Origin of the sequence: Proteiniborus sp. DW1 (genome assembly GCF_900095305.1) — a bacterium.
GTDB lineage: Bacteria > Bacillota > Clostridia > Tissierellales > Proteiniboraceae > Proteiniborus.
On record NZ_FMDO01000028.1, the window covers coordinates 78,341 to 102,296 of the forward strand.

Annotated in this window: 32 protein-coding genes, 3 pseudogenes and 1 riboswitch; of the genes and pseudogenes, 33 read left to right on the forward strand and 2 right to left on the reverse strand. The window is 33.0% G+C overall.

The window, feature by feature from the left end; genetic code table 11:
- Nucleotides 1–77: 77 nt before the first annotated feature.
- The 31 genes and pseudogenes from recR (at nt 78) to DW1_RS06355 (ending at nt 20,799) form a co-directional block, all read left to right on the forward strand.
- Nucleotides 78–677 (forward strand): recombination mediator RecR, encoded by a 600-nt coding sequence (gene recR / locus DW1_RS06210; RefSeq protein ID WP_074349748.1) that lies wholly within the window; start codon nt 78–80, stop codon nt 675–677.
- Between the two features lie 405 nt (nt 678–1,082).
- On the forward strand, nt 1,083–1,754 hold the full coding sequence (locus DW1_RS06215) for a type I restriction enzyme HsdR N-terminal domain-containing protein (protein ID WP_074349749.1): 672 nt from the start codon (nt 1,083–1,085) through the stop codon (nt 1,752–1,754).
- Between the two features lie 156 nt (nt 1,755–1,910).
- Nucleotides 1,911–2,180: a transposase gene (locus DW1_RS06220; protein ID WP_074349750.1), complete on the forward strand. Its 270-nt coding sequence runs from the start codon at nt 1,911–1,913 to the stop codon at nt 2,178–2,180.
- Between the two features lie 57 nt (nt 2,181–2,237).
- Nucleotides 2,238–2,519, forward strand: coding sequence for an IS3 family transposase (locus DW1_RS06225; protein ID WP_074349751.1), 282 nt, complete (start codon nt 2,238–2,240; stop codon nt 2,517–2,519).
- Entirely contained in the window at nt 2,513–2,641 is a 129-nt protein-coding gene (locus tag DW1_RS06230) for a hypothetical protein (protein ID WP_083605556.1), read from the forward strand. Before DW1_RS06225 ends, DW1_RS06230 begins: the two co-directional genes overlap by 7 nt.
- Before the next feature lie 57 nt (nt 2,642–2,698).
- Nucleotides 2,699–2,866: a hypothetical protein gene (locus DW1_RS15510; protein ID WP_159433562.1), complete on the forward strand. Its 168-nt coding sequence runs from the start codon at nt 2,699–2,701 to the stop codon at nt 2,864–2,866.
- A gap of 92 nt (nt 2,867–2,958) precedes the next feature.
- Nucleotides 2,959–3,135, forward strand: a riboswitch (cobalamin riboswitch).
- A gap of 138 nt (nt 3,136–3,273) precedes the next feature.
- Complete coding sequence (locus DW1_RS06235) at nt 3,274–3,990, forward strand: energy-coupling factor transporter transmembrane component T family protein (protein WP_074349752.1); 717 nt, start codon at nt 3,274–3,276, stop codon at nt 3,988–3,990.
- A gap of 1 nt (nt 3,991) precedes the next feature.
- Nucleotides 3,992–4,234, forward strand: coding sequence for an ATP-binding cassette domain-containing protein (locus DW1_RS06240; protein WP_074349753.1), 243 nt, complete (start codon nt 3,992–3,994; stop codon nt 4,232–4,234).
- A pseudogene (locus DW1_RS06245) lies at nt 4,215–4,870 on the forward strand (cobyric acid synthase); the annotation flags it as partial. The gene DW1_RS06240 and the pseudogene DW1_RS06245, both read left to right, overlap by 20 nt.
- Before the next feature lie 124 nt (nt 4,871–4,994).
- Nucleotides 4,995–5,931: pseudogene (gene cbiB, locus DW1_RS06250) on the forward strand (adenosylcobinamide-phosphate synthase CbiB).
- Between the two features lie 6 nt (nt 5,932–5,937).
- A complete protein-coding gene (locus tag DW1_RS06255; protein WP_074349754.1) occupies nt 5,938–6,600 on the forward strand; it encodes a precorrin-2 C(20)-methyltransferase in 663 nt (220 codons plus the stop codon).
- Nucleotides 6,601–6,607: 7 nt separating this feature from the next.
- On the forward strand, nt 6,608–7,633 hold the full coding sequence (locus DW1_RS06260) for an ABC transporter substrate-binding protein (protein ID WP_242942446.1): 1,026 nt from the start codon (nt 6,608–6,610) through the stop codon (nt 7,631–7,633).
- 15 nt (nt 7,634–7,648) lie between these two features.
- On the forward strand, nt 7,649–8,653 hold the full coding sequence (locus DW1_RS06265; protein ID WP_074349756.1) for a FecCD family ABC transporter permease: 1,005 nt from the start codon (nt 7,649–7,651) through the stop codon (nt 8,651–8,653).
- Complete coding sequence (locus tag DW1_RS06270) at nt 8,634–9,416, forward strand: ABC transporter ATP-binding protein (protein WP_074349757.1); 783 nt, start codon at nt 8,634–8,636, stop codon at nt 9,414–9,416. The genes DW1_RS06265 and DW1_RS06270 overlap by 20 nt, the downstream gene beginning before the upstream one ends.
- A gap of 9 nt (nt 9,417–9,425) precedes the next feature.
- Nucleotides 9,426–10,466, forward strand: coding sequence for a pyridoxal phosphate-dependent aminotransferase (locus tag DW1_RS06275; RefSeq protein WP_074349758.1), 1,041 nt, complete (start codon nt 9,426–9,428; stop codon nt 10,464–10,466).
- 14 nt (nt 10,467–10,480) lie between these two features.
- Nucleotides 10,481–11,266 carry a sirohydrochlorin cobaltochelatase gene (locus tag DW1_RS06280; RefSeq protein ID WP_159433563.1) on the forward strand — a complete coding sequence of 262 codons (786 nt, stop codon included), beginning with the start codon at nt 10,481–10,483 and terminating at the stop codon, nt 11,264–11,266.
- Nucleotides 11,256–11,876, forward strand: a complete 621-nt coding sequence (locus DW1_RS06285) for a precorrin-8X methylmutase (RefSeq protein WP_074349760.1) — start codon at nt 11,256–11,258, stop codon at nt 11,874–11,876. Before DW1_RS06280 ends, DW1_RS06285 begins: the two co-directional genes overlap by 11 nt.
- Nucleotides 11,873–12,949, forward strand: coding sequence for a cobalt-precorrin-5B (C(1))-methyltransferase CbiD (gene cbiD, locus DW1_RS06290; protein ID WP_074349761.1), 1,077 nt, complete (start codon nt 11,873–11,875; stop codon nt 12,947–12,949). Before DW1_RS06285 ends, cbiD begins: the two co-directional genes overlap by 4 nt.
- Complete coding sequence (gene cbiE / locus DW1_RS06295) at nt 12,943–13,539, forward strand: precorrin-6y C5,15-methyltransferase (decarboxylating) subunit CbiE (protein WP_074349762.1); 597 nt, start codon at nt 12,943–12,945, stop codon at nt 13,537–13,539. The genes cbiD and cbiE overlap by 7 nt, the downstream gene beginning before the upstream one ends.
- A complete protein-coding gene (gene cbiT, locus DW1_RS06300; RefSeq protein ID WP_074349825.1) occupies nt 13,526–14,080 on the forward strand; it encodes a precorrin-6Y C5,15-methyltransferase (decarboxylating) subunit CbiT in 555 nt (184 codons plus the stop codon). The genes cbiE and cbiT overlap by 14 nt, the downstream gene beginning before the upstream one ends.
- The gene (gene cobM / locus DW1_RS06305) at nt 14,073–14,828 is read left to right on the forward strand and encodes a precorrin-4 C(11)-methyltransferase (protein WP_074349763.1); all 756 of its coding nucleotides are present in this window, start codon (nt 14,073–14,075) and stop codon (nt 14,826–14,828) included. The genes cbiT and cobM overlap by 8 nt, the downstream gene beginning before the upstream one ends.
- Nucleotides 14,825–15,826, forward strand: a complete 1,002-nt coding sequence (gene cbiG / locus DW1_RS06310) for a cobalt-precorrin 5A hydrolase (RefSeq protein ID WP_074349764.1) — start codon at nt 14,825–14,827, stop codon at nt 15,824–15,826. Before cobM ends, cbiG begins: the two co-directional genes overlap by 4 nt.
- Before the next feature lie 11 nt (nt 15,827–15,837).
- Nucleotides 15,838–16,560, forward strand: coding sequence for a precorrin-3B C(17)-methyltransferase (gene cobJ, locus DW1_RS06315; protein ID WP_074349765.1), 723 nt, complete (start codon nt 15,838–15,840; stop codon nt 16,558–16,560).
- Nucleotides 16,557–17,285, forward strand: a complete 729-nt coding sequence (gene cobK / locus DW1_RS06320; protein ID WP_074349766.1) for a precorrin-6A reductase — start codon at nt 16,557–16,559, stop codon at nt 17,283–17,285. Before cobJ ends, cobK begins: the two co-directional genes overlap by 4 nt.
- A 121-nt stretch (nt 17,286–17,406) precedes the next feature.
- The gene (locus tag DW1_RS06325) at nt 17,407–17,727 is read left to right on the forward strand and encodes a CGGC domain-containing protein (RefSeq protein WP_074349767.1); all 321 of its coding nucleotides are present in this window, start codon (nt 17,407–17,409) and stop codon (nt 17,725–17,727) included.
- Complete coding sequence (locus DW1_RS06330; protein ID WP_074349768.1) at nt 17,728–17,970, forward strand: cysteine-rich small domain-containing protein; 243 nt, start codon at nt 17,728–17,730, stop codon at nt 17,968–17,970.
- A gap of 126 nt (nt 17,971–18,096) precedes the next feature.
- The gene (locus DW1_RS06335; RefSeq protein WP_143474371.1) at nt 18,097–18,456 is read left to right on the forward strand and encodes a hypothetical protein; all 360 of its coding nucleotides are present in this window, start codon (nt 18,097–18,099) and stop codon (nt 18,454–18,456) included.
- Between the two features lie 77 nt (nt 18,457–18,533).
- The gene (locus tag DW1_RS06340; protein WP_074349770.1) at nt 18,534–19,301 is read left to right on the forward strand and encodes a DUF2971 domain-containing protein; all 768 of its coding nucleotides are present in this window, start codon (nt 18,534–18,536) and stop codon (nt 19,299–19,301) included.
- Nucleotides 19,294–19,482, forward strand: a complete 189-nt coding sequence (locus tag DW1_RS06345; RefSeq protein ID WP_074349771.1) for a hypothetical protein — start codon at nt 19,294–19,296, stop codon at nt 19,480–19,482. The genes DW1_RS06340 and DW1_RS06345 overlap by 8 nt, the downstream gene beginning before the upstream one ends.
- A gap of 538 nt (nt 19,483–20,020) precedes the next feature.
- Nucleotides 20,021–20,434 carry a type II toxin-antitoxin system Phd/YefM family antitoxin gene (locus DW1_RS06350; RefSeq protein ID WP_074349772.1) on the forward strand — a complete coding sequence of 138 codons (414 nt, stop codon included), beginning with the start codon at nt 20,021–20,023 and terminating at the stop codon, nt 20,432–20,434.
- Entirely contained in the window at nt 20,434–20,799 is a 366-nt protein-coding gene (locus DW1_RS06355) for a type II toxin-antitoxin system RelE/ParE family toxin (RefSeq protein WP_074349773.1), read from the forward strand. The genes DW1_RS06350 and DW1_RS06355 overlap by 1 nt, the downstream gene beginning before the upstream one ends.
- A 406-nt stretch (nt 20,800–21,205) precedes the next feature.
- Here DW1_RS06355 and DW1_RS06360 read toward each other — a convergent pair.
- Nucleotides 21,206–21,454: pseudogene (locus tag DW1_RS06360) on the reverse strand (transposase); the annotation flags it as partial.
- A gap of 632 nt (nt 21,455–22,086) precedes the next feature.
- On the opposite strand from DW1_RS06360, the gene DW1_RS06365 reads away from it, so the two are divergent.
- Nucleotides 22,087–22,461, forward strand: a complete 375-nt coding sequence (locus DW1_RS06365; RefSeq protein WP_074349774.1) for a hypothetical protein — start codon at nt 22,087–22,089, stop codon at nt 22,459–22,461.
- 108 nt (nt 22,462–22,569) lie between these two features.
- On the opposite strand, the gene DW1_RS06370 is transcribed toward DW1_RS06365, so the two are convergent.
- A complete protein-coding gene (locus tag DW1_RS06370) occupies nt 22,570–22,992 on the reverse strand; it encodes an ATP-binding protein (RefSeq protein ID WP_074349775.1) in 423 nt (140 codons plus the stop codon).
- A gap of 413 nt (nt 22,993–23,405) precedes the next feature.
- Here DW1_RS06370 and DW1_RS06375 point away from each other — a divergent pair, with 413 nt between their 5' ends.
- Complete coding sequence (locus DW1_RS06375) at nt 23,406–23,951, forward strand: polysaccharide deacetylase family protein (RefSeq protein ID WP_074349776.1); 546 nt, start codon at nt 23,406–23,408, stop codon at nt 23,949–23,951.
- Nucleotides 23,952–23,956: the final 5 nt, after the last annotated feature.

Sequence of the window (23,956 nt, forward strand, 5' to 3'; positions counted from 1 at the left end):
ATAAGGTGGAGAGTATTCTCCACCTAGTTTTTCTATGTTTAAATGCTGGAAACAGCTTAACTGAAAGGGTGATATAGATGGAGTATTTTGCGCCTCCTTTAGCCAGTCTAATAGAAGAATTTTCAAAACTACCTGGTATAGGCAGAAAAACAGCTCAAAGGCTTGCGTTTTATGTGCTAAACATGAATGCCGATGATGTAAATGAGCTTGCAAATGCCATAGTAAATGCCAAGAGAAATATTAAGTATTGTAGCATATGTAGTAATCTTACAGATACAGATCCATGCTTTATTTGTAGCAATACTAACAGAGATCAAACTACAATATGTGTTGTAGAAGACCCAAGAGATGTTATAGCCTTAGAGAAAACTAAGGAATTTCAAGGATTATATCACGTTTTACATGGAAGCATATCACCAATGGAAGGAATAGGCCCAGAGGATATAAAGATAAAAGAGCTTCTTCAAAGGATAAGAGAGCTAGATGTAGCAGAGGTAATATTAGCTACAAATCCTACTATAGAAGGAGAGGCCACAGCCATGTATATATCAAAACTCCTAAAGCCTTTAGGTATAAAAACCACAAGAATAGCTCATGGAATACCAGTAGGCGGAGACTTAGAATATGCAGATGAAGTGACTTTATCAAAGGCATTAGAGGGAAGAAGGGAGATTTAGGCTTTCTTCTTTTTTGTCCCCCTAAAATAAAGTTCTTCAACAAGTAAATAAAGTTCTTCAAAGCAGGAGAAATCTTAGATTAAAATCCAAGAAATCTCCTGTTTTTTTATTCCCTTTTTCTTTCCTCTTACCCTTCAACCAATTGGAATTGCTACAACTTCATTGCCTTATTCCCTTACTCCTTCCCACCTTAATCCTGGTTTCTTTTGAAGAACTTTATTTTCAGGTTACAAAGTTAGGACAGGAAAAAGTAAAAAGTTATAAGGGTTAAGAAAAAAATGAATATTTTTTAAATGTAGAGTTATGTACCTAACTCCAATAGAAATTATGGTATAATATAGGCAAGATTATCTAGTATATTCTAAAACTTTATAAATACATAGCAAATGAAAGGGGATGAGGGTAGTGGTTATAAATAAAAAAGCTTTATCCGAAGAAGATATAAAGATGAAATATATTACCCCTGCAATAGAAAAAGCAGGATGGGATATAAAAACTCAAGTAAGAGCTGAATATAGCTTTACGGACGGAAGAATTATAGTCAGGGGAAATCTTGTAGCCAGAGGGAAAAGAAAAAGAGCAGACTATATTTTAAGCTATAAACCTAATATGCCCCTTGTTATCATAGAAGCAAAAGATAATAATAAACCCATGGGAGCAGGAATGCAACAAGCTCTTAAATATGGAGATATTTTAGATATTCCCTTTATATATAGTTCCAATGGAGATGGATTTATCGAACATGATAATTTTACTGGGAAAGAAAGAGAACTTAGTTTAGAAGAGTTTCCAAGCCCAGATGAGCTATGGGAGAGGTATAAGGCAGGGAAAGGAATCCAAGCTCATGAAGAAAAGATTGTATCAGAAGACTATTTCTTTGATATGAGTGGTAAATTTCCAAGGTATTATCAGAGAGTAGCTATTAATAGAACTATAGAAGCTATATCAAAAGGACAAGATAGAATACTATTAGTTATGGCTACGGGGGAACGTGTCATAATAGTGATGGGTGCAGTTTGTGTTATAAGATCAAGGGTTTTAGGAACTTTAAACAAATATATTTCGTGCATTGCTTAGAGTAACTAGGATTTAGTTGTAGTAAGTAGTGCATGAAGATAAGGGTGTTAGCTATTGAAGAGTTAGTAATTATTTAATATTGATGTTAGTATATAGCTATGGACACTAAATAAGATTTTATATATACTAACAACCTAGGAAGGAAGTGTCCATAAAATGTCTAAGAGGAAAACATATACAAATGAATTTAAAACAATGATTTCTGAACTAGTATTATCAGGAAAAACACCTAAAGAGGTAGCCAGTGAATATAGCTTAAGTGAAACAGCAGTACGCAATTGGACTAAGAAGAAAGCTCCAATTAATGCAGTAGAAGGATATACTACAAACCTTGAGGAAATTAACAGAATGAGAAAAGAAAATGCTAGGCTCAAGGAGGAAAATGAAATATTAAAAAAGGCTATGGCTATATACGCAAAGAAATAAATCCTGATATACAGTTAGATATAATTTAAGAAATTCTACTATACACCCATAGATACTATGTGTAAGGTACTTAAATATCCCAAAAGTACCTACTATGACAAGCAAAAGGAAAAACCAGAAAACAAGTGGAAACCTATTAATAAAAAGCTTCAAGATGATATTTTAAAAATCTACAATGATAATAATAAAATCTACGGTGCCCCTAAGATTCGAGAGGAATTAAAAGCTATTAGATACGTGAGCATTAGTCTCAAACGAGTCCAAAGGCACATGAAAAAACTTGGTATTAGGAGCAGAATTAGTACCATAAAAAATTCTCTAACAATACTTCTATGTTAGAGAGTATTAAAAATGCTTATAATAGTAATATAGCTATTTATGCAGAAAGTGGAGGCTATATGTATTTAGGTTCAACTATTGAAGGAAAAGATATGGTCAATATTTTTGATTATAAAAGTTAACTAACTAGTAGACTGCAGAACTTTGGATATATAAAACTAGTAGCAAATAAGGATAATATGCTATGTAAAAAGGAAGAATCTATCAATGCCCATGAATTCCACTATACCAAAAGTGATTTTGATGGGGATGACTTTACTGCAATAAAAAAATCTACAGGAAAAGAAAGAAAATGTATAATAGCAAATGACAATGTATTTGCAGGGTGTTCACACCTACATCTGTGAGGTAATATTGACTTTGCTAAAAACCATATAAAAACATGTAAAAATTTTTCTTTATTGTAATTTAATAAAGACTATGTTATTATATTCAATAATTGAATATTAATTATTTAGGTTCATAAGATTAATAGGGAAATGGGTTTAAGTCCCATGCAGCCCCCGCTACTGTAATTGATGACGAAATCAACGTATATACCACTGGAGAAATCTGGGAAGGTGTTGATTAGGATGATTCATAAGCCAGAAGACCTGCCTATATAAGTTGTAAGCAACCTTCGGAGGGAAGGAGAGCGATATTTTTATGCATATTTAACATATATATTTATGAAAATATTAGATTCCCTGAGGTTACTTAGGGAATTTTTTTATGACCTAACCCAAGACTTTGAGAAAAAGGAGTATTTATTAGGATGATTTTAGGAGAAGAAAAGAACGTTAGAAGGAAATTAAATAAAATAAATCCAGAAGATACAATGGTTAGCCTTTTTATCATTCTATTTTACATATCATCAATAAAAACTTATAGACTACTAGTTGTAACTGGGATATTAGTTATTATGTACTCTCTTATAACTTGTGAGGATAGATCTTTTATTAGGTTAACCAAACCAGTGATACCCTTTGTTCTACTTATGCTCTTGCCAATAATAATACGATTAATTGTATATAGAAGCCTAGAAGATATTGATTTTACAATGATCATTGTATGTAAAGTTTTAATCTCCTCTATATTGCTAGGTACAATAGTTTCTAAGCATTCAGCTTTATATATGGTTGATGGGATATTAAACATTGGTTTACCACAGATATTTAACAGAATACTAGCTCTTACCTTTAGATATTTTCATATGATTGATGAGGATATAAAGAAAGGTAATAAGGCATTAATCAGTAGAGGAATTAATGAAAGAAAAGGATTATCTTCCCTTAGTATTTTTGGAGAATGGATAGGAGGATTTTTCCTTAAAAGCAGCAATCATAGCGATATGGTTTTCAATGCTATGAAGTCTAGAGGATTTCAAGGAGAGGCAAGAAATAAGAAGTTTAATAACAAGGAATTAATTCTTAAATCTTCTATGTTAGCCCTCTTTTTATTAGCAATTCTAGTTATTGATAGGAAGGTGTAAAATGGCAGTAAAAATTGAAAATTTAAGTTTCTTGTATCCAAACTCCCGAAGGGGCCTAGAGGATGTTAATTTAAATATAAAAGCTGGTAGAAAAACAGCAATATTAGGTGTAAATGGTAGTGGTAAATCAACTCTACTCTATCACTTAAATGGTATTAGTCTAGCTCAGACAGGCTCAGTGGAAGTATTAAAAAGGTACTACTTCATCAGCAGGAAAAAGTCTTATGTGTACTGGGCTTTGTAGAATATTTAAAGAAGACGGATATAAGGTATATCCTTTTAAGTCCCAAAACATGAGCTCTAAATTTTATATAACAGAAGAAGGGAAAAAAATATCAGTGGCACAAGCTTTACAAGCCAGGGCAGCAGGACTTAAACCAAGTCATCATATGAATCCTATACTACTCATACCAAACTCAGATAGGTAGTTGTAAATGGGGAAGAAAGAGAAAATATGGCTGCAAGGGATTATTTTAAATTTAGACCTAGATTAAAGAAAATGATCATGGAAAAGCACAATGAAATTCAATCAAATAACGATATTGTGGTTATCGAAGGGGCAGGTAGCCCAGCTGAAATTAACTTAAAAAAGAATGATATCGTAAATATGGGAATGGCAGAAATTGCGGATGCTCCAGTCTTATTAGTCACAGATATAGATAGAGGAGGCGCATTTGCTGCACTTTATGGGACTGTTATGCTTTTAGAGCCTCATGAAAGAGCTAGGATCAAAGGCCTTATTATCAATAAATTTAGAGGTGATAAAACATTACTTGAACCGGGAATTAAGATGATAGAAGATCTATTAAATATACCAGTAGTTGGTGTCATCCCTTATATTTCATTGGACTTAATAGACGAGGACTCCTTAATCGATAGAAACAAAAGCCCAAAAGCAGAAGAACAAAGCTTTGAAGAGGAAGAGTTGGAGCTAAATAAACTTAGCAATGGTATAAGGGCTAATATGGATATGGAATATATATACAAGATTATGGGCGTTAATAATGGTTAATTTGATTGTAGCAGTAATACTAGATTTTATAATTGGGGATCCATATAATTTTCCTCATCCTGTAAAATTAATGGGGAGGATTATAAGCATTGAAGAGAACCTAGCTAGAAGGGTTTCTGAATCCAATGAAGGTCTTAAAATAATGGGACTTATTATAGTATCTATAAATGTTTTCTTAGGATTTGTTATACCATTTTATATTATTAAAATTACTAAGTCCATATACAATACTTTGCAAGATTATAAATATCTATCTTATATACACTTGTATAGCAGCCAGATCATTACATTATGAAGCGAATATGGTTCAAAAAGAACTGGATAAAGGGCTAGAAGAAGGCAGGAAAAGACTATCCTATATTGTTGGTAGAGATACCTCTAATCTTGATGAAGAGGAGATTATAAGAGCAACTGTTGAAACCGTATCGGAGAATACCTCTGATGGAGTGATAGGCCCTTTGTTTTACATTGTATTACTGGGAGCACCAGGAGGACTAGCTTATAAATTCATCAATACAATGGATTCTATGCTAGGCTATATGAATGATAAATATAAGCACTTAGGCTACTTTCCAGCTAAAGTAGATGATTTATTTAATCTAATACCTGCTAGACTAACAGCTATTTTGATGAATATCTCATCTATAGGAAGATTTGATTTTATAAATGGAATGAAGATATTAAAAAGGGATAGAAGAAATCATAAAAGTCCAAACAGTGGTTATCCAGAAAGTGCTACTGCAGGGCTATTAGGAATACAACTTGGGGGTGGTAATTATTATCACGGCCTATATGTAGAAAAGCCACATATAGGAGATAAGATCAATGATGTAAATAAAGAGCATATAAAAAACACAGTTGAGATCATGTATAGAAGTGAAATAGCATTTTTAATGTTTTATTACTTAATTATATTTATAAGGAGATAAGTTAAGATGAAGAAATTATACGGAATAGGAACTGGTCCGGGGGCAGCAGATTTATTAACCCTAAGAGCAGTAAATGTAATCAAGGATGCAAAGGTAATATTTGCACCTAACAATAAGGGAAAAAACATGGCACTAGATACAGTTGAGGAATACATAGGGGATAAAAAAGTTGTTCTTATAGATTTCCCAATGGGGAGTGTAGAAGCAGAGGACTATATCAATGCTGCTAATATCATCCATGAGGAGATTCCAGAAGGAGAATATGGTGCTTTTCTTACAATTGGGGATTCAATGATCTATAGTACTTTTATCTATATTATGGATTTATTAAATCAAAGGGATATAGAGATTGAGGTAGTACCAGGTATTCCATCCTTTGTAGCTGCAGCAGCTGCTAGTAAGGTACCCCTAACTGTAAAGGGAGATAATTTTTTACTAATTGATGAATTCGATAATTCATTATTAGATAAGGCTGATTCATTTGCATTGCTTAAAACCCTTGGGGCAAAGGAAGATACATTAGATGAATTGGAGAGGAATGATTTTTCTTATAAGTATGTTAAAAGAGTAAGTTTAGAGAATGAAGAGATTCTGGAAAATAAGGAAGAAATTATTCAAGACAGGGATTATATATCCTTAATACTAGGTAGAAGAAAGGGAGAAAAATAAAGTGAAAATGAAAAGAATGGTTTTATTATTATTGAGTTTAGTAATAGTAGCAGGAATGTTTACAGCTTGTAGCAGCCCAAAGGTAGAAGATGTAGATACACCGCTAGTTGAAGATAATAAGCAAAATGACGATGTTACTGAGTCCATAACTGAATTTGGCGTAACTATAAATGAAGATACAGTAAGCTTTATAGATGGTAGAGGACAAGAAGTTACCATAGATAAAAAACCCCAAAGAGCAGTAGTACTATATAATTCATTCTTGGAAGTTTGGATGGAAAACGGGGGTAGCGTTGTAGGTAAGTTAGAACCATCAGTAGGTCAAGATGAGATTGCAGGGGTAGAAGACGCTGAAATAGTTGGTAAACTAGGTGCAATTAGTGTGGAAAAAGTAATCTCTGTAGAACCAGATTTAATTATTGTAAATTCCACACAAAAAAGCCAATTAGAATTAATACCTTCCTTTGAAGGTGTAGGTATACCTGTTATAGCTATAGACTATGTTGGATTAGAAGATTATTTGACTATTACTAGATTATTTACTGCATTAAATGAAAGGGAAGATCTATTCAAATCAAATGCTTTAGATATTGTAGAGGAAATAGACAATATACTTTCAGTTATCCCAGAAGAAAAAGAACATAAGGTACTACTTATAATGGCAAGTGCAAAGTCTGTATCAGCTAGGGACTCTAGCTCATATGTAGGTATGATGCTTGAGGATTTAAATACTATAAATATAGCAGATAACTCAGATGGAGCATTAGGTACACAGAATTTTTCTATGGAAAAGATATTAGAAGAAGATCCTGACTTTATATTTGTTCAGACAACTGGTAGTGATATGGATGCTACACTAGACAGATTAAAAGAAGATGCTGAATCCAATCCAGCTTGGGCTTCATTATCAGCGGTTAAGAATGATAGGTATATAATTTTACCAAAGGATATGTACATGTTCAAAGCAAATCTTAGATATGCAGAGGCTTATGAGAATCTAGCAACTATAATATATCCAGAACTATTTCAATAGGAGTAGGAGAATTCCATGAATTCAAGAAAACAGAAAATCACGATTTTAGTGTTTTTTACTTTAAGTATTCTAACATTTTTAGTAAGTGTAGGTAATGGGGCAGTACAGATGAGTCCTGTAAAGATAATCAAGACTCTTCTATTTGATCAGGGCTCTACAAGCTATCAAATAATATGGAATGTAAGAATACCTAGAACCATAGTAGCTGCACTAGTAGGGATAAATCTCTCCCTAGCTGGTGTAGTGCTCCAAGGAATAATGAGAAATCCACTAGCAAGCCCTAGCACTATTGGTGTTTCAGCAGGTGCGGGGCTAGTAGGGCTGATTTTTCTAATATTGTTTCCACAGTATTATTATCTAGCACCAATCGGATCCTTTTTAGGAGCATTAGGAGCTACTATGCTAATCTATGGTTTGGCTTGGAATGGTGGTGTAATGCCTACAAGGATGATACTAGCAGGGGTAGCAGTATCATCTCTATTTGGTGCAGGAAACAACGCTTTGATGACCTTTTATCCAGATAGGGTATCAGGAGTTTTAAACTTTATGGTTGGTGGGCTAGCATCTATTACATGGGGAGATTTAAAGCTGATTTTACCCTATACAATTATATGCGGAACTATACTGATGTTTTTACCAACTAGGCTCAATGTTCTCATGCTTGGTGATGAGGTATCTACAGGACTTGGTTTAAATGTTGAAAAGACTAGATTTTTATTTATAATATTATCTTCATTTTTAGCAGGAAGCGCAGTTAGTGTAGTAGGTTTACTAGGCTTTGTCGGACTTATGGTACCCCATATTACCAGAATCCTAATAGGGTCAGATCACAAATATTTATTACCGGCATGTATCTTTACAGGGGCTATATTCGTAATGTTATGTGATACTGTTTCAAGAGTGATATTTCAGCCAACAGAAGTTCCAGTAGGGATAATCATATCAGCTATTGGAGCACCTTTTTTCCTATATCTTTTAAAAGGTAAGGGAGGTTTGTCCTATGGACATAAGAGGAAATAATATAGTAGTTAACTATGATGACAAGATTGTATTAAAAGGGGTTTCACTGGAAGTCAATAAAGGTGAGATAGTCACAGTTATTGGACCTAATGGATCTGGTAAATCCACATTAATTAAGGCAATTTGTAGATCCATAAAAATAGGTGATGGAGAAATAATCTTAGACGGGAAAAGTATAGACAATATACCAACTAAGGAAATAGCAAAAAAGCTAGCAGTTTTGCCACAGGTAAAATCAGTATCTAATGATTTGCTTGTTGAGTCCTTGGCATCTTACGGAAGGTTTCCTCATCTTGGATTTGGTAAACGATTAAGTAAGGCCGATAGGGATATAGTTGAGTGGGCTATGGAAAAGACAGGAACCTTAGCTTTAAGAGATAGGAACATCATGACACTATCAGGGGGAGAAAGACAGAGAGCATGGATAGCAATGGCCTTGGCACAGAAAACAGATATATTAGTCTTGGACGAGCCAACTACCTATCTAGATATATCATATCAAATGGAAGTTTTAGAGTTGGTCAAGGAGTTAAATGAAACTTTAGGAATTAGCATAGTCATGGTTCTTCATGATTTAAATCAAGCAATCAGATATTCAGATAGAATCTATGTTTTGAAAGATGGGGAAGTGTTTGATCATGGAGATCCATGTGAGGTTATAAATAGGGATTTGTTGAAGGATGTTTTTAATATTCAAGCGGATATATATGAAGATCTAAAGAATGAATGTCCATATATTATCCCCAATAAAATAGAGAGGTAGGCTGATAAAATGAAGCATGGTGGAGATTTGTTAACATACGAGGATCATTATGAGGGTGAATTAGTTTATTTCTCTAGTAATATTAACCCAATCGGTACACCGAATGGATTGAATGAAGTTTTTATAGATGGCTTTAATACCCTTGTAGCTTATCCAGATATCAAATACAGGAACTTAAAATCTGCGGTATCCAAATATCTAAACTGTAAAGATGAAAATGTTCTAGTGGGAAATGGGGCAGTGGAGATAATAAATAACTTTACAATTGCAGCTAAAAGAGTAGTAGTTATGACTCCTGCATTTTCAGAATATGAAGAGAGAGCTAAGATTCATGGCAAAGAAATTAAAAATATTCCATATGGAGAAGACTTTTCTATAGATATAGAGTCATTTAAAGATTTAGAGGAGGATGAATTACTAATATTAGGTAATCCAAATAACCCTACAGGTTTACGTATACCTGAAAAGGAACTATTAGAGATATATGGAATCGTAAAGAAAAAAAAGGCATTCTTACTTTTAGATGAGGCCTTCTTTGAATTCTGTCCAGAGGATTATGATAGTATAGAACTTTTTAAGGACGATGGATATAAAAATGTAGCAATCATAAGGGCAGCTACTAAATTCTTTGCACTACCGGGTATAAGATTGGGATATTGTTGCACTTCTACTGAAAAGGCTAAGGAAATATCAGAAATAGAGCTGCCTTGGAGAGTTAACTCATTAGCTGACATAGCTGGACAATTTATATTTAATGATGCTGAATATATCAAAGATAGTAAAGAGTACATAGATAAGGAAAGACGCTATCTGTTACAAGAATTATCTAAAATAGATGGGATACATGTTTATAATTCCCATACTAACTATATTCTTATAAAACTACTAGAACACAATGAAGATTATGCTTTTGAACATTTCTTACAATATGGCTTAGTAATCAGAAAATGCTCCAGTTTTGTTGAACTAGGGGATAATCATATTAGGGTAGCTATTAAGGATAGGGAGAATAATGAAAGGCTATTAGATGCCTTTAAGGAAAATAGGTAATGTGGAGGAGAAAAATGAAAAAAGGAATAATAGTTACCAGTTTTGGTACATCAAATAGAGAGACAATGGAACTTTGCATAGAGTCAATAGAAAATAGAATCAAAGAAAGATATACAGATTATTTAGTTACAAGGGCCTTTACTTCAAGAATGGTCATCCACAAATTAAAGAAAAGGGATGATTACCCAGTAGATACTCCAACAGAGGCATTAGAAAGAATGAAAAGAAATGGAGTAAAAGAAATCTATATTCAACCACTTCTTATTATTGAAGGGCATGAATACGAGAAGATATTAAGAGAAGTCAATGATTTTGTAAAAGAAAATCCTGAATATAAAGTAAGAGTTGCTAAACCATTATTATCCCATGATATGGATTATGAAAAGGTGCTTAATGGATTAGGAATAGCTAATAAAGACCAGGCGGTTGTTTTTATGGGCCATGGCTCAGACCATAGTACTGATATATCCTATAAAAAATTAGAGGATACAATAAGAAAAGCCGGATATGAAAATGTATTTATAGGAACGGTTGAAGGTGAAATAAGCATAGATGACGTTGTAGAAAAACTAAAAGAAAAATCAATCAAGAAAGTATTATTAAAACCATTTATGTTAGTGGCTGGGGTACATGCTTTGGAAGACATGGCATCAGATAGCGATGATTCATGGAAGAGTATATTAGAGAAAAATGACATAGATGTAGACCTTCAGATAGTAGGTTTAGGACAGGTAAAGGAGATTCAAGATATATTTATAGAACATCTAGATGAGATAAGAGGTGACGAAAATGTATATTAAAAATCCAATGGAAATTGAAAATAAAAGTATGGATATTATTGATGAAATCATGGGAGATACTACTTTTAACGAAGAAGAGATGGTCATAGCTAAAAGGATGATTCATACAACGGGAGACTTTGATTACAGAAAGATAATAGTTTTTAAGAATGAATTTATCCATGAAGCAAAGGGGACTATCTTAAGCGGTACAAAGATTTTCACAGATACCAAGATGGCCTACATGGGAGTAAATAAGCCTGCCCTTGCAAAGGCAAACTGTGAGTTAAAATGTTTCATAGATGACGAAAGAGTATTCAAAATGTCCAAGGAATTAGGAACTACTAGATCAGCATGTGCAGTGGATTTAGCAGTGGAAGAAGGAATTGATGCCTTTGTCATAGGAAATGCTCCTACAGCTCTATTTAGGATATTAGAGTTGGTGAAAGAGGGAAAAGTAAATCCTAAATTCGTAGTAGGTGTCCCAGTGGGATTTGTCGGTGCAGCTGAATCCAAAGAGTATCTAAGGGAATTTGATATACCATCCATATCCACAGTAGGCTATAAAGGTGGTAGCAATGTAGCTGCATCTATAATAAATGCCCTATTGTATATGGTAGTTGGAAGATGACTTTAGATCTATATGTAATAAAAGATGGAAAAAATCTCAGATGTGGTTATACTACTGGAAGCTGTGCAACAGCTGCTGCAAAGGCTGCTGTGACAATGCTGGAAACTGGTAATATTGTAAACTATATAGATATAGACACTCCAGCCAATGTTCCCCTTAAATTAGAAGTTCATAATCCACAAATTGGGCAAGACTATGCAGCATGTTCAATTATAAAAGATGCAGGTGATGATCCTGATAATACAGATGGTATTCAAATATATGCCAAGGTTAGCAGAAGAGAAGATAGCCAAATAATTATAGATGGTGGAGAAGGTATCGGAAGAATCACTAGAAAAGGACTATTTGGAGAAATTGGTCAAGCGGCCATTAACCCTGTACCTAGACAAATGATAAAAAAAGAAGTGAGAGAAGTAAGCCCTAAGGGTTATGATGTATTGATATATGCTCCAGAAGGAGAAGAAGTAGGCAAGAGAACCTTCAATGAAAACATAGGTATAAAAGGCGGCATATCAATTATAGGTAGCAAGGGCATAGTATACCCTATGAGTGAAGAAGCCTTATTAAAAACCATTTATATGGAAGTAGATATGATAGCAGTAGAATATGGCTTGGATCATATAGTTTTAGTTCCAGGGAATTATGGTGAGAAAATTTCTGAAAAGATAGGAATAGATAAACCTAGGGTGAAAGTGTCCAATTTTATAGGAGATAGCCTACTATATGTCTATAATAAGGGATTTAAATCAATAACTCTAATAGGTCATATAGGTAAGTTTTCAAAACTATCCATAGGTGTATTCAACACCCATAGCAAGATTTGTGATGGCAGGATGGAAGCATTTATCTATCATTTAGCTATGATGGATGCACCAAAGTCTTTGCTAGAAGAGGTAGATAATGCCATAACTGCTGAGGAAGGATTAAATATCTGTATAGAAGCCGGATATGGGCAAGTAGTTAAGGCTATGGAAAAAGGTGCAGAAAATAGGATTAGAAGATATTTAAAAGATGAAGACTTAAAAGTAAAAGTAATCATCTATTCCATGGAAAGGGGTGTTGATATATGTTAACAGTTGCAGGGGTAGGACCAGGCAATCCTAGATATTTAACTGTGGATGTAGTAGAGAAGATAAAGGAAGCTGATACTATTATAGCCTTTGGAAGAGTTGGTCATTCTATTAAAACCATTAGAGATGACTATATAGAAGTCAATCGTGTAGACCAAGTCATAGAGATTTTAGATAAAGATAGAGACACCCTTCTCCTTGCATCAGGTGACCCTAATTTCTTTGGAATAGTAGAGTTTCTAAAGAGAAAAGGTGTCAAAGTAGATAGAGTATTACCTGGCTTGTCCTCATTTCAATATATGATGAGCAAATTACAGATGTCGTGGCAAGAGTGCATCTTTGTATCCCTACACGGTAGAGACCATGATTTAAAGGATATATTAGATCACAAGCTGACTATAATGTTAATAGATAAAATCAATAGCCCATCCTATATATCTGAGGAGTTAGATAAACTAGGCATGAAAGGAAGAATGTATGTAGGATTTAACCTTTCTTATGATGATGAAAAGATAATAAGGGCAAATATTGGGGATGAAATAGAGGATTATTCTTCCTTAGGGGTGGTGGTTATTGAAAATGAAATGGCTTAAAGATGAGGATTTTATAAGAGGAAATATTCCAATGACTAAGTTCAATATAAGAGTCCTTACTATTGGATACCTTGGAATTAACCAAGGGGATAGATTATTAGATATAGGAGCAGGTACAGGGTCCATATCCATTGAAGCAAGCCTGCAAGGAGCAAAGGTCTGGGCTATTGAACGTGAAGAAGAAGGAGTTCAGCTTATTAAAGAAAACAATGATAGATTTGCTACAGATATAGATATTGTACAAGGCTTAGCCCCAGAGGATTTACCAGATATTAAATTCAATAAATGCTTTGTCGGTGGTAGCGGAGGCAAATTAAAGGAAATATTTCAATATCTAGAAGGACATTTAGAGGACAAGGGAGTACTTTGTGGGAATTTTATAACCTTAAATAATTTAAGTCAGTTTTTAACTCTTTTAAAAGAATACGGCTATAAGGATATAGAAACTCAGCTTATTCAAAGTGCTTATATGGATAAAATAGGATTATTAAAGGGTCAAAACCCTATTTATATAGTAAAAGGAGTGAAGTCAAATGGTTAGTTTTGTAGGTGCTGGACCGGGAGATGTTGATTTAATCACTATAAAAGGCAGAAGATTGTTAGAAGAAGCAGATGTAGTTATATATGCTGGAAGTTTAGTATCAGACAAACACTTAGGATTTTGTAAAGAAAATGCGGATTTACACAATAGTGCTTCCATGACCTTGGAAGAAGTGATTGAAGTAATAGAAACAAGTGTGGATAAAGGTTTAAAAGTTGTAAGACTGCATACAGGAGACCCAACTATATATGGAGCCATAAGAGAGCAAATGGACCTATTAGACGAAAAGGGTATCTCATATAAGGTGATTCCAGGAGTAAGCTCCTTTACAGCAGCTTGTGCATCTATAAAAAAAGAATTTACCTTACCAAATGTAAGTCAAACAGTAATCCTTACAAGGATAGAAGGAAGAACCCCTGTACCTGAAGGAGAGGACCTAGAAGATTTAGCAAGTCACAGAGCTTCCATGGCTATATTCTTATCAGTTCAGGAGATAGATAGAGTGGTGGAAAAATTAGCCAAAGGCTATGGCAGCTATGATATACCAGTAGCGGTAGTATATAAGGCAACTTGGGAAGATCAAGATATGGTATTTGGAACTTTAAGAGATATAGCTGAAAAAGTGAAGAGCAAAGGCATTAAAAAGATGGGCCAAATATTAGTTGGAAACTTCATAGAAGGAGCATATGAAAGATCTAAGCTTTATGATCCGACTTTTACCCATGAATTCAGAGAGGCAATAAAATGAAGTTAGCCTGTCTTTCCTTTACAGATAAAGGGAGATTGCTAGGGGAAAGACTTCTAGCCCTAGATAGTGATACTTATAAGATGGAGCATTTCCCTAACTCAGAAACTCCAGGTGGCATAAAGGAATTCTTAGAATCATCATGGAGTAAATATGATGGATTCATATTTATTTCAGCTACTGGTATTGCTGTTAGGATGTGCCAACCATATATAAAGTCTAAAGATATAGATCCAGCAATAGTGGTCATAGATGATGAGGGTAAGTTTTCTATATCACTCTTATCAGGACATCTAGGAGGGGCCAATGGGATAGCAAAATCCATAGGAGATTACCTTGAAGCTACTACAGTTATTACAACAGCATCAGATAATAGAGGTATAGAATCAATAGATATGTTCGCAAAGGAAAATGATTATTATATTGAGGATTTATCTACCGTAACTAGGATAGTTTCAATGATGGTCAACAATAAAAGAGTAGGTATCTATACTGAAGATGGAAATTTAATAAATTATCCAAATCTAATAAAGGTGGATGACTTAAATAATATTGCTCCATCAGTAGAAGGAATCATAATAGTAACATCAAGGGAGGATATAGGTCCCATAGATATTCCACATACGATCCTAAGGCCTAAGAACATAAATATAGGTATAGGATGTAGAAAGGGAAAAGAAGTGGAGATTGTTTTAGGAGCTATAGAATTAGCTTTAAATAATAGCAATCTTTCAAATAAGAGTATTAGAGCCATGGGAACAGTTGAAATAAAAAAAGATGAGGCCGGTATAATCAAAGCGGCAGAACACTACAATTGCCCCTTAGAGATATTCACAATAGAAGATATTTTACCACTGGAGGATATGTTTCAAAAATCCCAGTTTGTTAAGGATACCATAGGAGTGTATTCAGTATCAGAACCCTGTGCATATCTTTTAGGTGGCAAACCAATATTAGGGAAGTTTATACACAAAGGAGTTACTATATCAATCAATAAATAAAGGAGGAAAAAATGGCGAAATTATATGTAGTAGGAATCGGACCAGGTGGTCTTGAACATATGACTTATAAAGCAGTTGAAGTAATAAAAAATTCAGAAGTAATCGTAGGATATACCCCATATATAGATTATCTAGGTGATTTGGTTGATGGGAAAGAGCTTATCTCTACAGGTATGAGGGGGGAAGTAGAGAGATGCAAAGCAGCCATAGATATGGTTAGACAAGGTAAGGATACTTCCATTATCAGTACGGGAGATGCAGGCCTATACGGTATGGCAGGTCCAATACTGGAACTAGCTACTGATATAGAAGTGGAGATAATACCAGGAGTAACAGCGGCATTCTCAGCGGCAGCAGAGCTAGGTTCCCCTATCATGCATGATTATGCATCTATTAGTCTAAGTGATTTACTTACCCCGTGGGAAGTAATACTTAAAAGACTTCATATGGCAGCTGAGGGAGACTTTGTTATATCCCTATATAATCCAAAGTCCAAAGGCAGAAAGACTCATCTAGAAACAGCTATAGAAATCATCTTGAAATATAGAGACGGTTCCACACCAGTAGGTATTGTAAGGAATTCAGGAAGACCAGATACAAGTATCACCATCACAACTCTTTCGGAAATAGATTATGAATCCGTTGATATGTTATGTGTCCTAATTATCGGTAACTCAAACACATTTATTAGGGATAAGCAAATAATAACACCGAGAGGATACAATATAAAATGATATGGATCATAGGTGGAACTTCAGAAGCAAGAAAGTTAATAGAAAGATTAGGGGATTTTAATAATTATATCTTAACAATAGCCACTGAAGACGGGAAAGAATTCTTCGACACAGACAATCTATTTATTGGAAGATTAAGTAGAGATGAAATGGTAGACTTTGCAAAGGATAATCATATAGATATGATCGTAGATTTATCCCATCCATATGCAAAGATAGTTTCTGAAAATGCAAGATTTATAAGTGAAAAGCTGGGCATAGAATATATAAAATATGCCCGCAGAAGAGCAGTACATGGTGGGGATCATATATATTTAAACTCCTATGAAGAAACCTATGATTTTCTGTCAAATATTCAGGGGACAGTATTTTTTACAACAGGCTCAAAGAATATAAAGGACTTTGAAAAGGTTAGAGGAGACAATAGATTTATCTATAGAGTGCTGCCAGCCATCGAAAGCATAGAGCTTTGCAAGAAAAGTGATGTCCATATGAGGGACATAGTAGCTATCCTTGGACCATTTCCCAAAGAATTCAACAAGGCAATGCTAGCTGCTTATAATCCAGATTATTGTGTAATGAAAGATAGCGGTCATGCAGGAGGGACAGTAGAGAAGATTCAAGCTTGTAAAGAATTAGGTGTAAAACCAATAATCATAGGTAGAGATGAAGAAGAGGGCATCGCTGATTTAGAGACAATAGAGAAGATTATAAGAGGTAAATAAAAGTCTAAGTTTGTCATCCTGAACCTTAGTGAAGTTTCTTGAATGTGCAACAAACAGGGACGGTTCTTAATTATCGCACTTAATTGTCGAAAATGGCATATATAATAAGGAGTTGACTCAATTGAAAATAGCAATAGGAGTATGTGAGAAAATTAATGGAAGGTGTTCCTCCATGGGATGCTTTAAAGCATATAATAAGAAGGACAAGCACTTCTCAAGATATGAAGATATAGATACAGAGCTACAAGCATTCTTTTCATGCAATATATGTTCTTCAGAATCAAAAGAAAACATCACAACATTAGCCACAAGATTGAAGGATGCTGATGTTAAGATAATTCACCTTGGAGCATGTGCAGTGAAATGTAAGGCAGATAAATTATTAGAGATCAAAGAAGTATTTACATCTATGGATATGGAAGTTGTTGAAGGGACTCATTAAATTTATTTTAAGTGCCATTATTTACCTTGCCATAAAGTAAATAATGTTGATGAATTTAATTGTATGTTTTGTTATTGCCCACTGTATTTTTTTGATGAATGTGGTGGGAATTATAAAGACAAATCCGGTATCAAGGATTGCTCAGACTGTCTAATACCTAATTCCCCTAAAGGGTATGATTATATCAATCAAAAAATTATGGGAGCAAATCAAAAAAGAAGAGAGTTTAATGGTATCGATTAAAAATCGTATAAGACTGAAGAGATTGGAAGATAGCTTTTTGGATGAAAATTATTATTTAGTAATTCCAATAATTTCATTTGTGAATTTGATGAAAAACAACACTTTAATCAATACAGACTGATAACATTGAAAAGAGGATACCAGAATTCTATGTTTTCATTTGATTATAATTCTTATTATGACTTATCCAGTAAATCTATTGTTAACCCAGGGAAAAGTGGTTTTCATAAATTAAAAAGTAAGGACATTTTATTTCCTGAAGTTCTTAAAGGAGACAAACAAGATAATAGAATAAGACAGAGAGCATTTAGGGATTATCTTAAAGATATTGTTCCTGTTAAATTAGGATACAACCCTACAGTTAGAATAAGCTATAAGGTTACAAATAATAAGACTAAGGAATTTACAAATAAAGATTTAGAGGATGTAAAAGCATATTTATATAATATTGCTTTATTCAATAAAATAATTTTACACTATAATTAATTAACTTCTATACAAAAATTAATTTTTTTAATTAATAAATTTGTATAACAAAAAGTATGTAAGGGAGGGAATGCTGTATGTCAAGAAATATTTACCTTAATGAAGATATAGCTTTAATAAATAAAAAATTTGAAGCTTCTGATGATGTAACAATATTTAGATACATGGATTTTAGTAAATTTATGGACCTATTAGAAAATAAAAGTATTTATTTTTGTAGTTCAAAATATTTTGAGGATGATTATGAGGGTAAAATGCCAGAAGGGTTTTATAAAAATTGGCCAGAAGATATAACAAATGGTCATAAAGAAATATCAACTGAGTTTGAAAAGGTCTATAAAACTTATATTAGTTGTTGGAATGAAGCTAAGGGTGAGTCATATGCATTATGGAAAATATATACTAATCCAAATACAGGTGTTGCAATTAAATCAACAGTTGGAGATTTGAAGAAGGCATTAAATAATGATAGGATAAAAATATATAAAGTAAGATATATAGATTCATTTAGTAGTATTGATGAAGACTATGAGCCACCTTTTTACTTTAGGGAAACAGAAAGAGAACCCAATATATCAATTAATAAACGAATAAAAGAAGTTTATAAATTCAAATCTTATAAATATGAAGATGAAATAAGAGCAGTATATGTAGATATTTCAAAATCGAGAGGAAAAACTTTTGAGATTGATATAAATAAATTAATTAATGAAATATATATAAGTCCATTTGCTCCTGATTGGTTTGCTAAGTTAGTAGAAAAAATTAAAAGTAATAAGAATTACAATATTTTAGATAAACCTATATACAAATCACAAATTTTAATAAGAGGAAATAATGATTAGATTTATAATAAATAAAAAATTTATTGATAAAAGAAACATTTTAAACAAGCCTTATCTGAGGATAAAATCTAAGGTAACCTTGTTTAATTTACCTATAAATGAAGAATGCAGGAAAACAGAAGGTTTGGGGGATGGGGATTTGAAGAATTTGTTTGAGGAGGATATCTTGTTGTCACCATAAAATATAGTTCTTCAACAAGTAAATAAAGTTCTTCAAAGCAGGAGAAATTTTAGAATAAATTCTAAGAAATCTCCTGTTTTTTTAATCCCTTTTTCATTTCCCCTTAAGCATCAAGCTGTTGAAGTTCCTTGATTTCCTTCATCCTTAAACCTTATTTCCTAATTCTTATCCCTGTATAAATTCCTTGAAGAACTTTATTTTCATGATAAAATGGAAATGAGATGGATAGTGGGGTTGGGGGAATTGGGTTTTGAAGAACTTTATTTTCAGGTTACAATATGCAGATAGAGAAACTTTTGAGAAACACACATACAATAATGCTGATTTTATAAGGAATATCTATAAGCAGGAGGAGCTGCCGATAAAGTTTTAAGACAAAACCTTTATCCTGTTTCTCCAATCCTTACTTCCTTAAAACTTTCATCCTGCTTCTCCTTTTATTCAACTTCATGAAAATATTCATGAAAATAATATTGAAAAAGTTAGTGTTTAGATGTATATTATTAGTATAGAGATCATATATTAAAGGAGGATAGGAATGCAACAAGGAGTTTTGGTGGATAGTTTGGAAAGGAAGAATGCTTTTATGACTGATAATACAATTGAAAGTTTGAAACATATTATAGAAAAGTTCATATCTATATCTGATTTAAGCCGTGGCAAGGCTTCTAAAGTAATACAAGATGTGGTAAAAGATGAAAGTCAATATATTATTATAAAAAACAATAAGCCTGAAGCTGTGATACTCTCATTAAATGAATATATGCACCTTGTAGAAATTAAAGAAAAAATGAACGAGATGAAAGAAGATATTGAACTTATACGATTAGTAAATGAAAGAATGAAGAATTATGATATAGAAAATACCATGTCTCAAGATGAAATTTTGAAGAGATATAATATAAAAGAAGAAGAGATAGACGAATTAATTGATTTTGTGGAGCTTGAATGATGTGGGAAGTAAGATATATTGATGAAGCTTTAAAGGATTTGGATAAATTAGACGCATTCTTAAGAAAAATGGTTTTAGCTGGTATAAAAAAGGCTTCTCAAAATCCATTACCTCAAAGCGAAGGAGGATATGGAAAGCCTTTAGGGAATAAGAATGGCAATAACTTAGTAGGCTTTTTAAAAATAAAGTATAAAAAAATTGGAATTAGAGTAGTTTATTCATTAGTGAGAGACAAGCAAGTGATGAACATAATTGTTGTATCGAAACGAGAAGACGATACGTGCTATGAAGAAGCTGAAAAAAGAAAAAGGGAATATAAAGAAAAATTGTTTGAAGATTTGTTTCGAAGTATAAGTGATAGATAGGATGTTTAAGCAGGATTAGAGAGAAAGGATTTGTAGACAGGATTAAGGGTACAAGACAGGTTTTAGGACAAGGGGGAATAAGACAGGGTTAAGGATGAAGGAGTCAAGGTGCAAGGAATTATGCCTTGGCTTTTTTTCGTTAGGAAAGAGCTACTTTTTCAGCAAAAACAAAAAAATGGATATGGGAAATTATGGCACAACAAAATAACCTAATGAAATTAGATTATTTTTTGTATTCGTAGTGAACACCACGAATACCAGTATAAGATTTTGGGGTCATAGTACCGTCACAAACTTGGCAATCAGGTTGTGGTGGAATAGATGGATCGAGTCCATCAAACATATTATCTTCTTCTAGTTGCTGTACAATGAAACGAGGAACCCAAAGAGAATATCCACCCTTTTCAGTTGCTAGGTATAACATTTTCATTAGGCTTTCATCATTAGGAAATATCAATTTCGTTTTTGTAACCTTTCTAAACTGGCTATGTAGGCTTTCTATGACATTTGTAGTGTACATAATTTTGCGGATATAATCTGGGAATGTTAAGAAAGTTATTAGATTATCCCAGTTATCTTCCCAGCTCTTAATTGCATTAGGATACTTATGTCCCCACTTTTCTTTAATACTTGCCAAATTTTCCAATGCTTCATCAGCACCAACATAAGACTCTATAAGCATTTCACGATAAGCCTCATGAGCTTGGCGATGAAGATAATATTTTTTACGAAGAACACATTGAGGTTCTTCTAAGCATCCGTTACAGACATATGGAGGTTCAAAGAGTTTGTAACAGGGTTATTCCTGGTAGTCTTCGTATGGTTCGTTGCAAAGGTTGCATAAAGAACAACGTCTAGTGCAATTTGGCTTGCCACTGCAAAGATAGCGCTTTTGACAATCATAGCGTTTCACACATCTATTGTGAGGGCGATATGGTGCATATTTGTTGCTGGTTACAGAACGAGAAAGAATTTCTCTTGAGATAGTTGAAGAGCTTTTATCAAGCTTCAAGGCGATTTGTTTGATAAGAATCAGTTAAATGATTGTTTTTGGCCATGACAAATTTCTTCACTTTTTAAATTGCGCAAGACACATGTGGTAGTAGTTACCATACATGTATTATTGTCAAAAAAGTGAGGTTTGTCAGACTAAATGCAACCACTTTGATTCAATAAGGTTGCATTTAACTTGTCAATTGACCTTTAAAATTGCCTAACTAAAGTTAATTAATTTCGATACTTACTTCTAAAATTGCTTATACTATATAACAACATAGGAGTGGTATTTTGGATATTAAGTATAAAATTGCTATTACATTTGTTATATTATTAACTTTAACTATTATATTATATATACATTATGCTCCAGTTAATTTTGATGCAGGATCTTGTTCTGGGGGATATAAGAAATGGATACTTAATAAATTTTCTTCTCAATTAGTTAATATGTTTATGGAAGAAAGAGGTCTTTCTACTAATTTAGAATATGAAATTATTGATAATCACGACAATGAAGATGAGCAAGTTACCTGGGATGGTAGAATAATTTATATTACATTAAGAATTAAAATAGACGATAATATCTGTATTGTAAATTATGAAGGTAAAAGATATTGGATAGAAAGATATAAGTGGAAAATTAGTAGTATAAACTTATTATAATAATAAGACGTTCTTCTTTATTAATAACTGAAGTAGCTAACTGTTACTGGCAAGTGTTTTTGGAGAAATTTTGGCAAATAATTTTACTGAATTTTTCCCAGTTGGATATTAAAATAATGACTTTCTGTGTTCTAGTCTATAACTCTTGCCAGACATGCTAAAAAGCTCACATCTATACGTAATCCCTGTTGTTAAAGCAGGGTTGCCTAATAGTTCTGTCCAGTCTTCTAAGCCTTTATTGGATGTGATAATAATTGAAGCTTGCTCATGAAGTACTGATATTAACTGAAAAAACAGATTTGCTTCTTCTCTTGTTATTAGAAGGTAACCAAGTTCATCTATTATGACAAGGCTAGAAGATAGTATTCTATTCATTTTTCCTTTGCTTTTCCTTGATATTTCTTGTGTTTTTAGTACGTGCATCAGATTATCTATTGTGACAAAGCTAACCTTATACCCTTGTTCTACTGCTTTATATCCTAATGAAATTGATAAATGAGTTTTTCTTACACCTGGAGGGCCTAGGAAGATAAGGTATTATTGTATTAAGCTGGAAAATACTCTCCGTTTTTGTTTGCCAAAATTTCTCCCTTTTATTATACCAGTCACATATGCTCTTTTTTTCAGTTTTATAAAATACTAATTATGCAATTTCCTCGATTAATTATTTAAATGATTTTATATTGCATTATAAAATTTTTAGAGCTTTTTACAAGTTTCTACATTGTTTTTTGTATTTTTATGATAATATTTACTAAGAATAGATATATTTACCAAAATAGAAAAGAGGGGTTACAAAATATTTAGTTTAATTTTAATGTAGTTTTATATTCTTTTTTAGTGGGTAAGGCTTTTTAAGCAATACAAGTATTCAAAACTCAAGGGTTGTTAGAAACTTCTATTAAGATTTTTGACAATACCAAATTAAGTAAGGAGGATAATTTATGAAAAAGCGATTAATAACGGTTACTTTAGTGTTACTAGGTATTTTAACATCACTTGTTTCAGCTCAAGCTCAATCTATTGAAGAACAAGTTGATATAATGGGTAATGCAGTAAGTGATATTGAATTTCATTATCTAACTGAGAAGACTTTAGAACAAGGTGTTTATAATGCTGAATTAAATCGGATGGAATACATTGTGGAATCATTTGATGAAGCTACAGTTTTTGGAAGTGCAAATGACATAAAGGTTATAAGAACAGTGTATGCATATTACCCTCTCAATGACCGACAACACAAAGTTGATGTGATACACGTAAAGCGACAAGGTAATGAAACATGGGAAGAAACAATTAGAAGTTACAATGAATCTCATAGCTTTTCTAAGGAATATACTTCTAGCTATAGGTCTGGTGAATACGGATACTATGAATATGATTATGTTTGTTCAAAATGTAAACACAGAAAAAAAGGTGGAGTGGATAAAATTTATATTGGCCCTGGGACGGGATTACCATTACCATACAATCAAAAATTACAATATTAAATGAA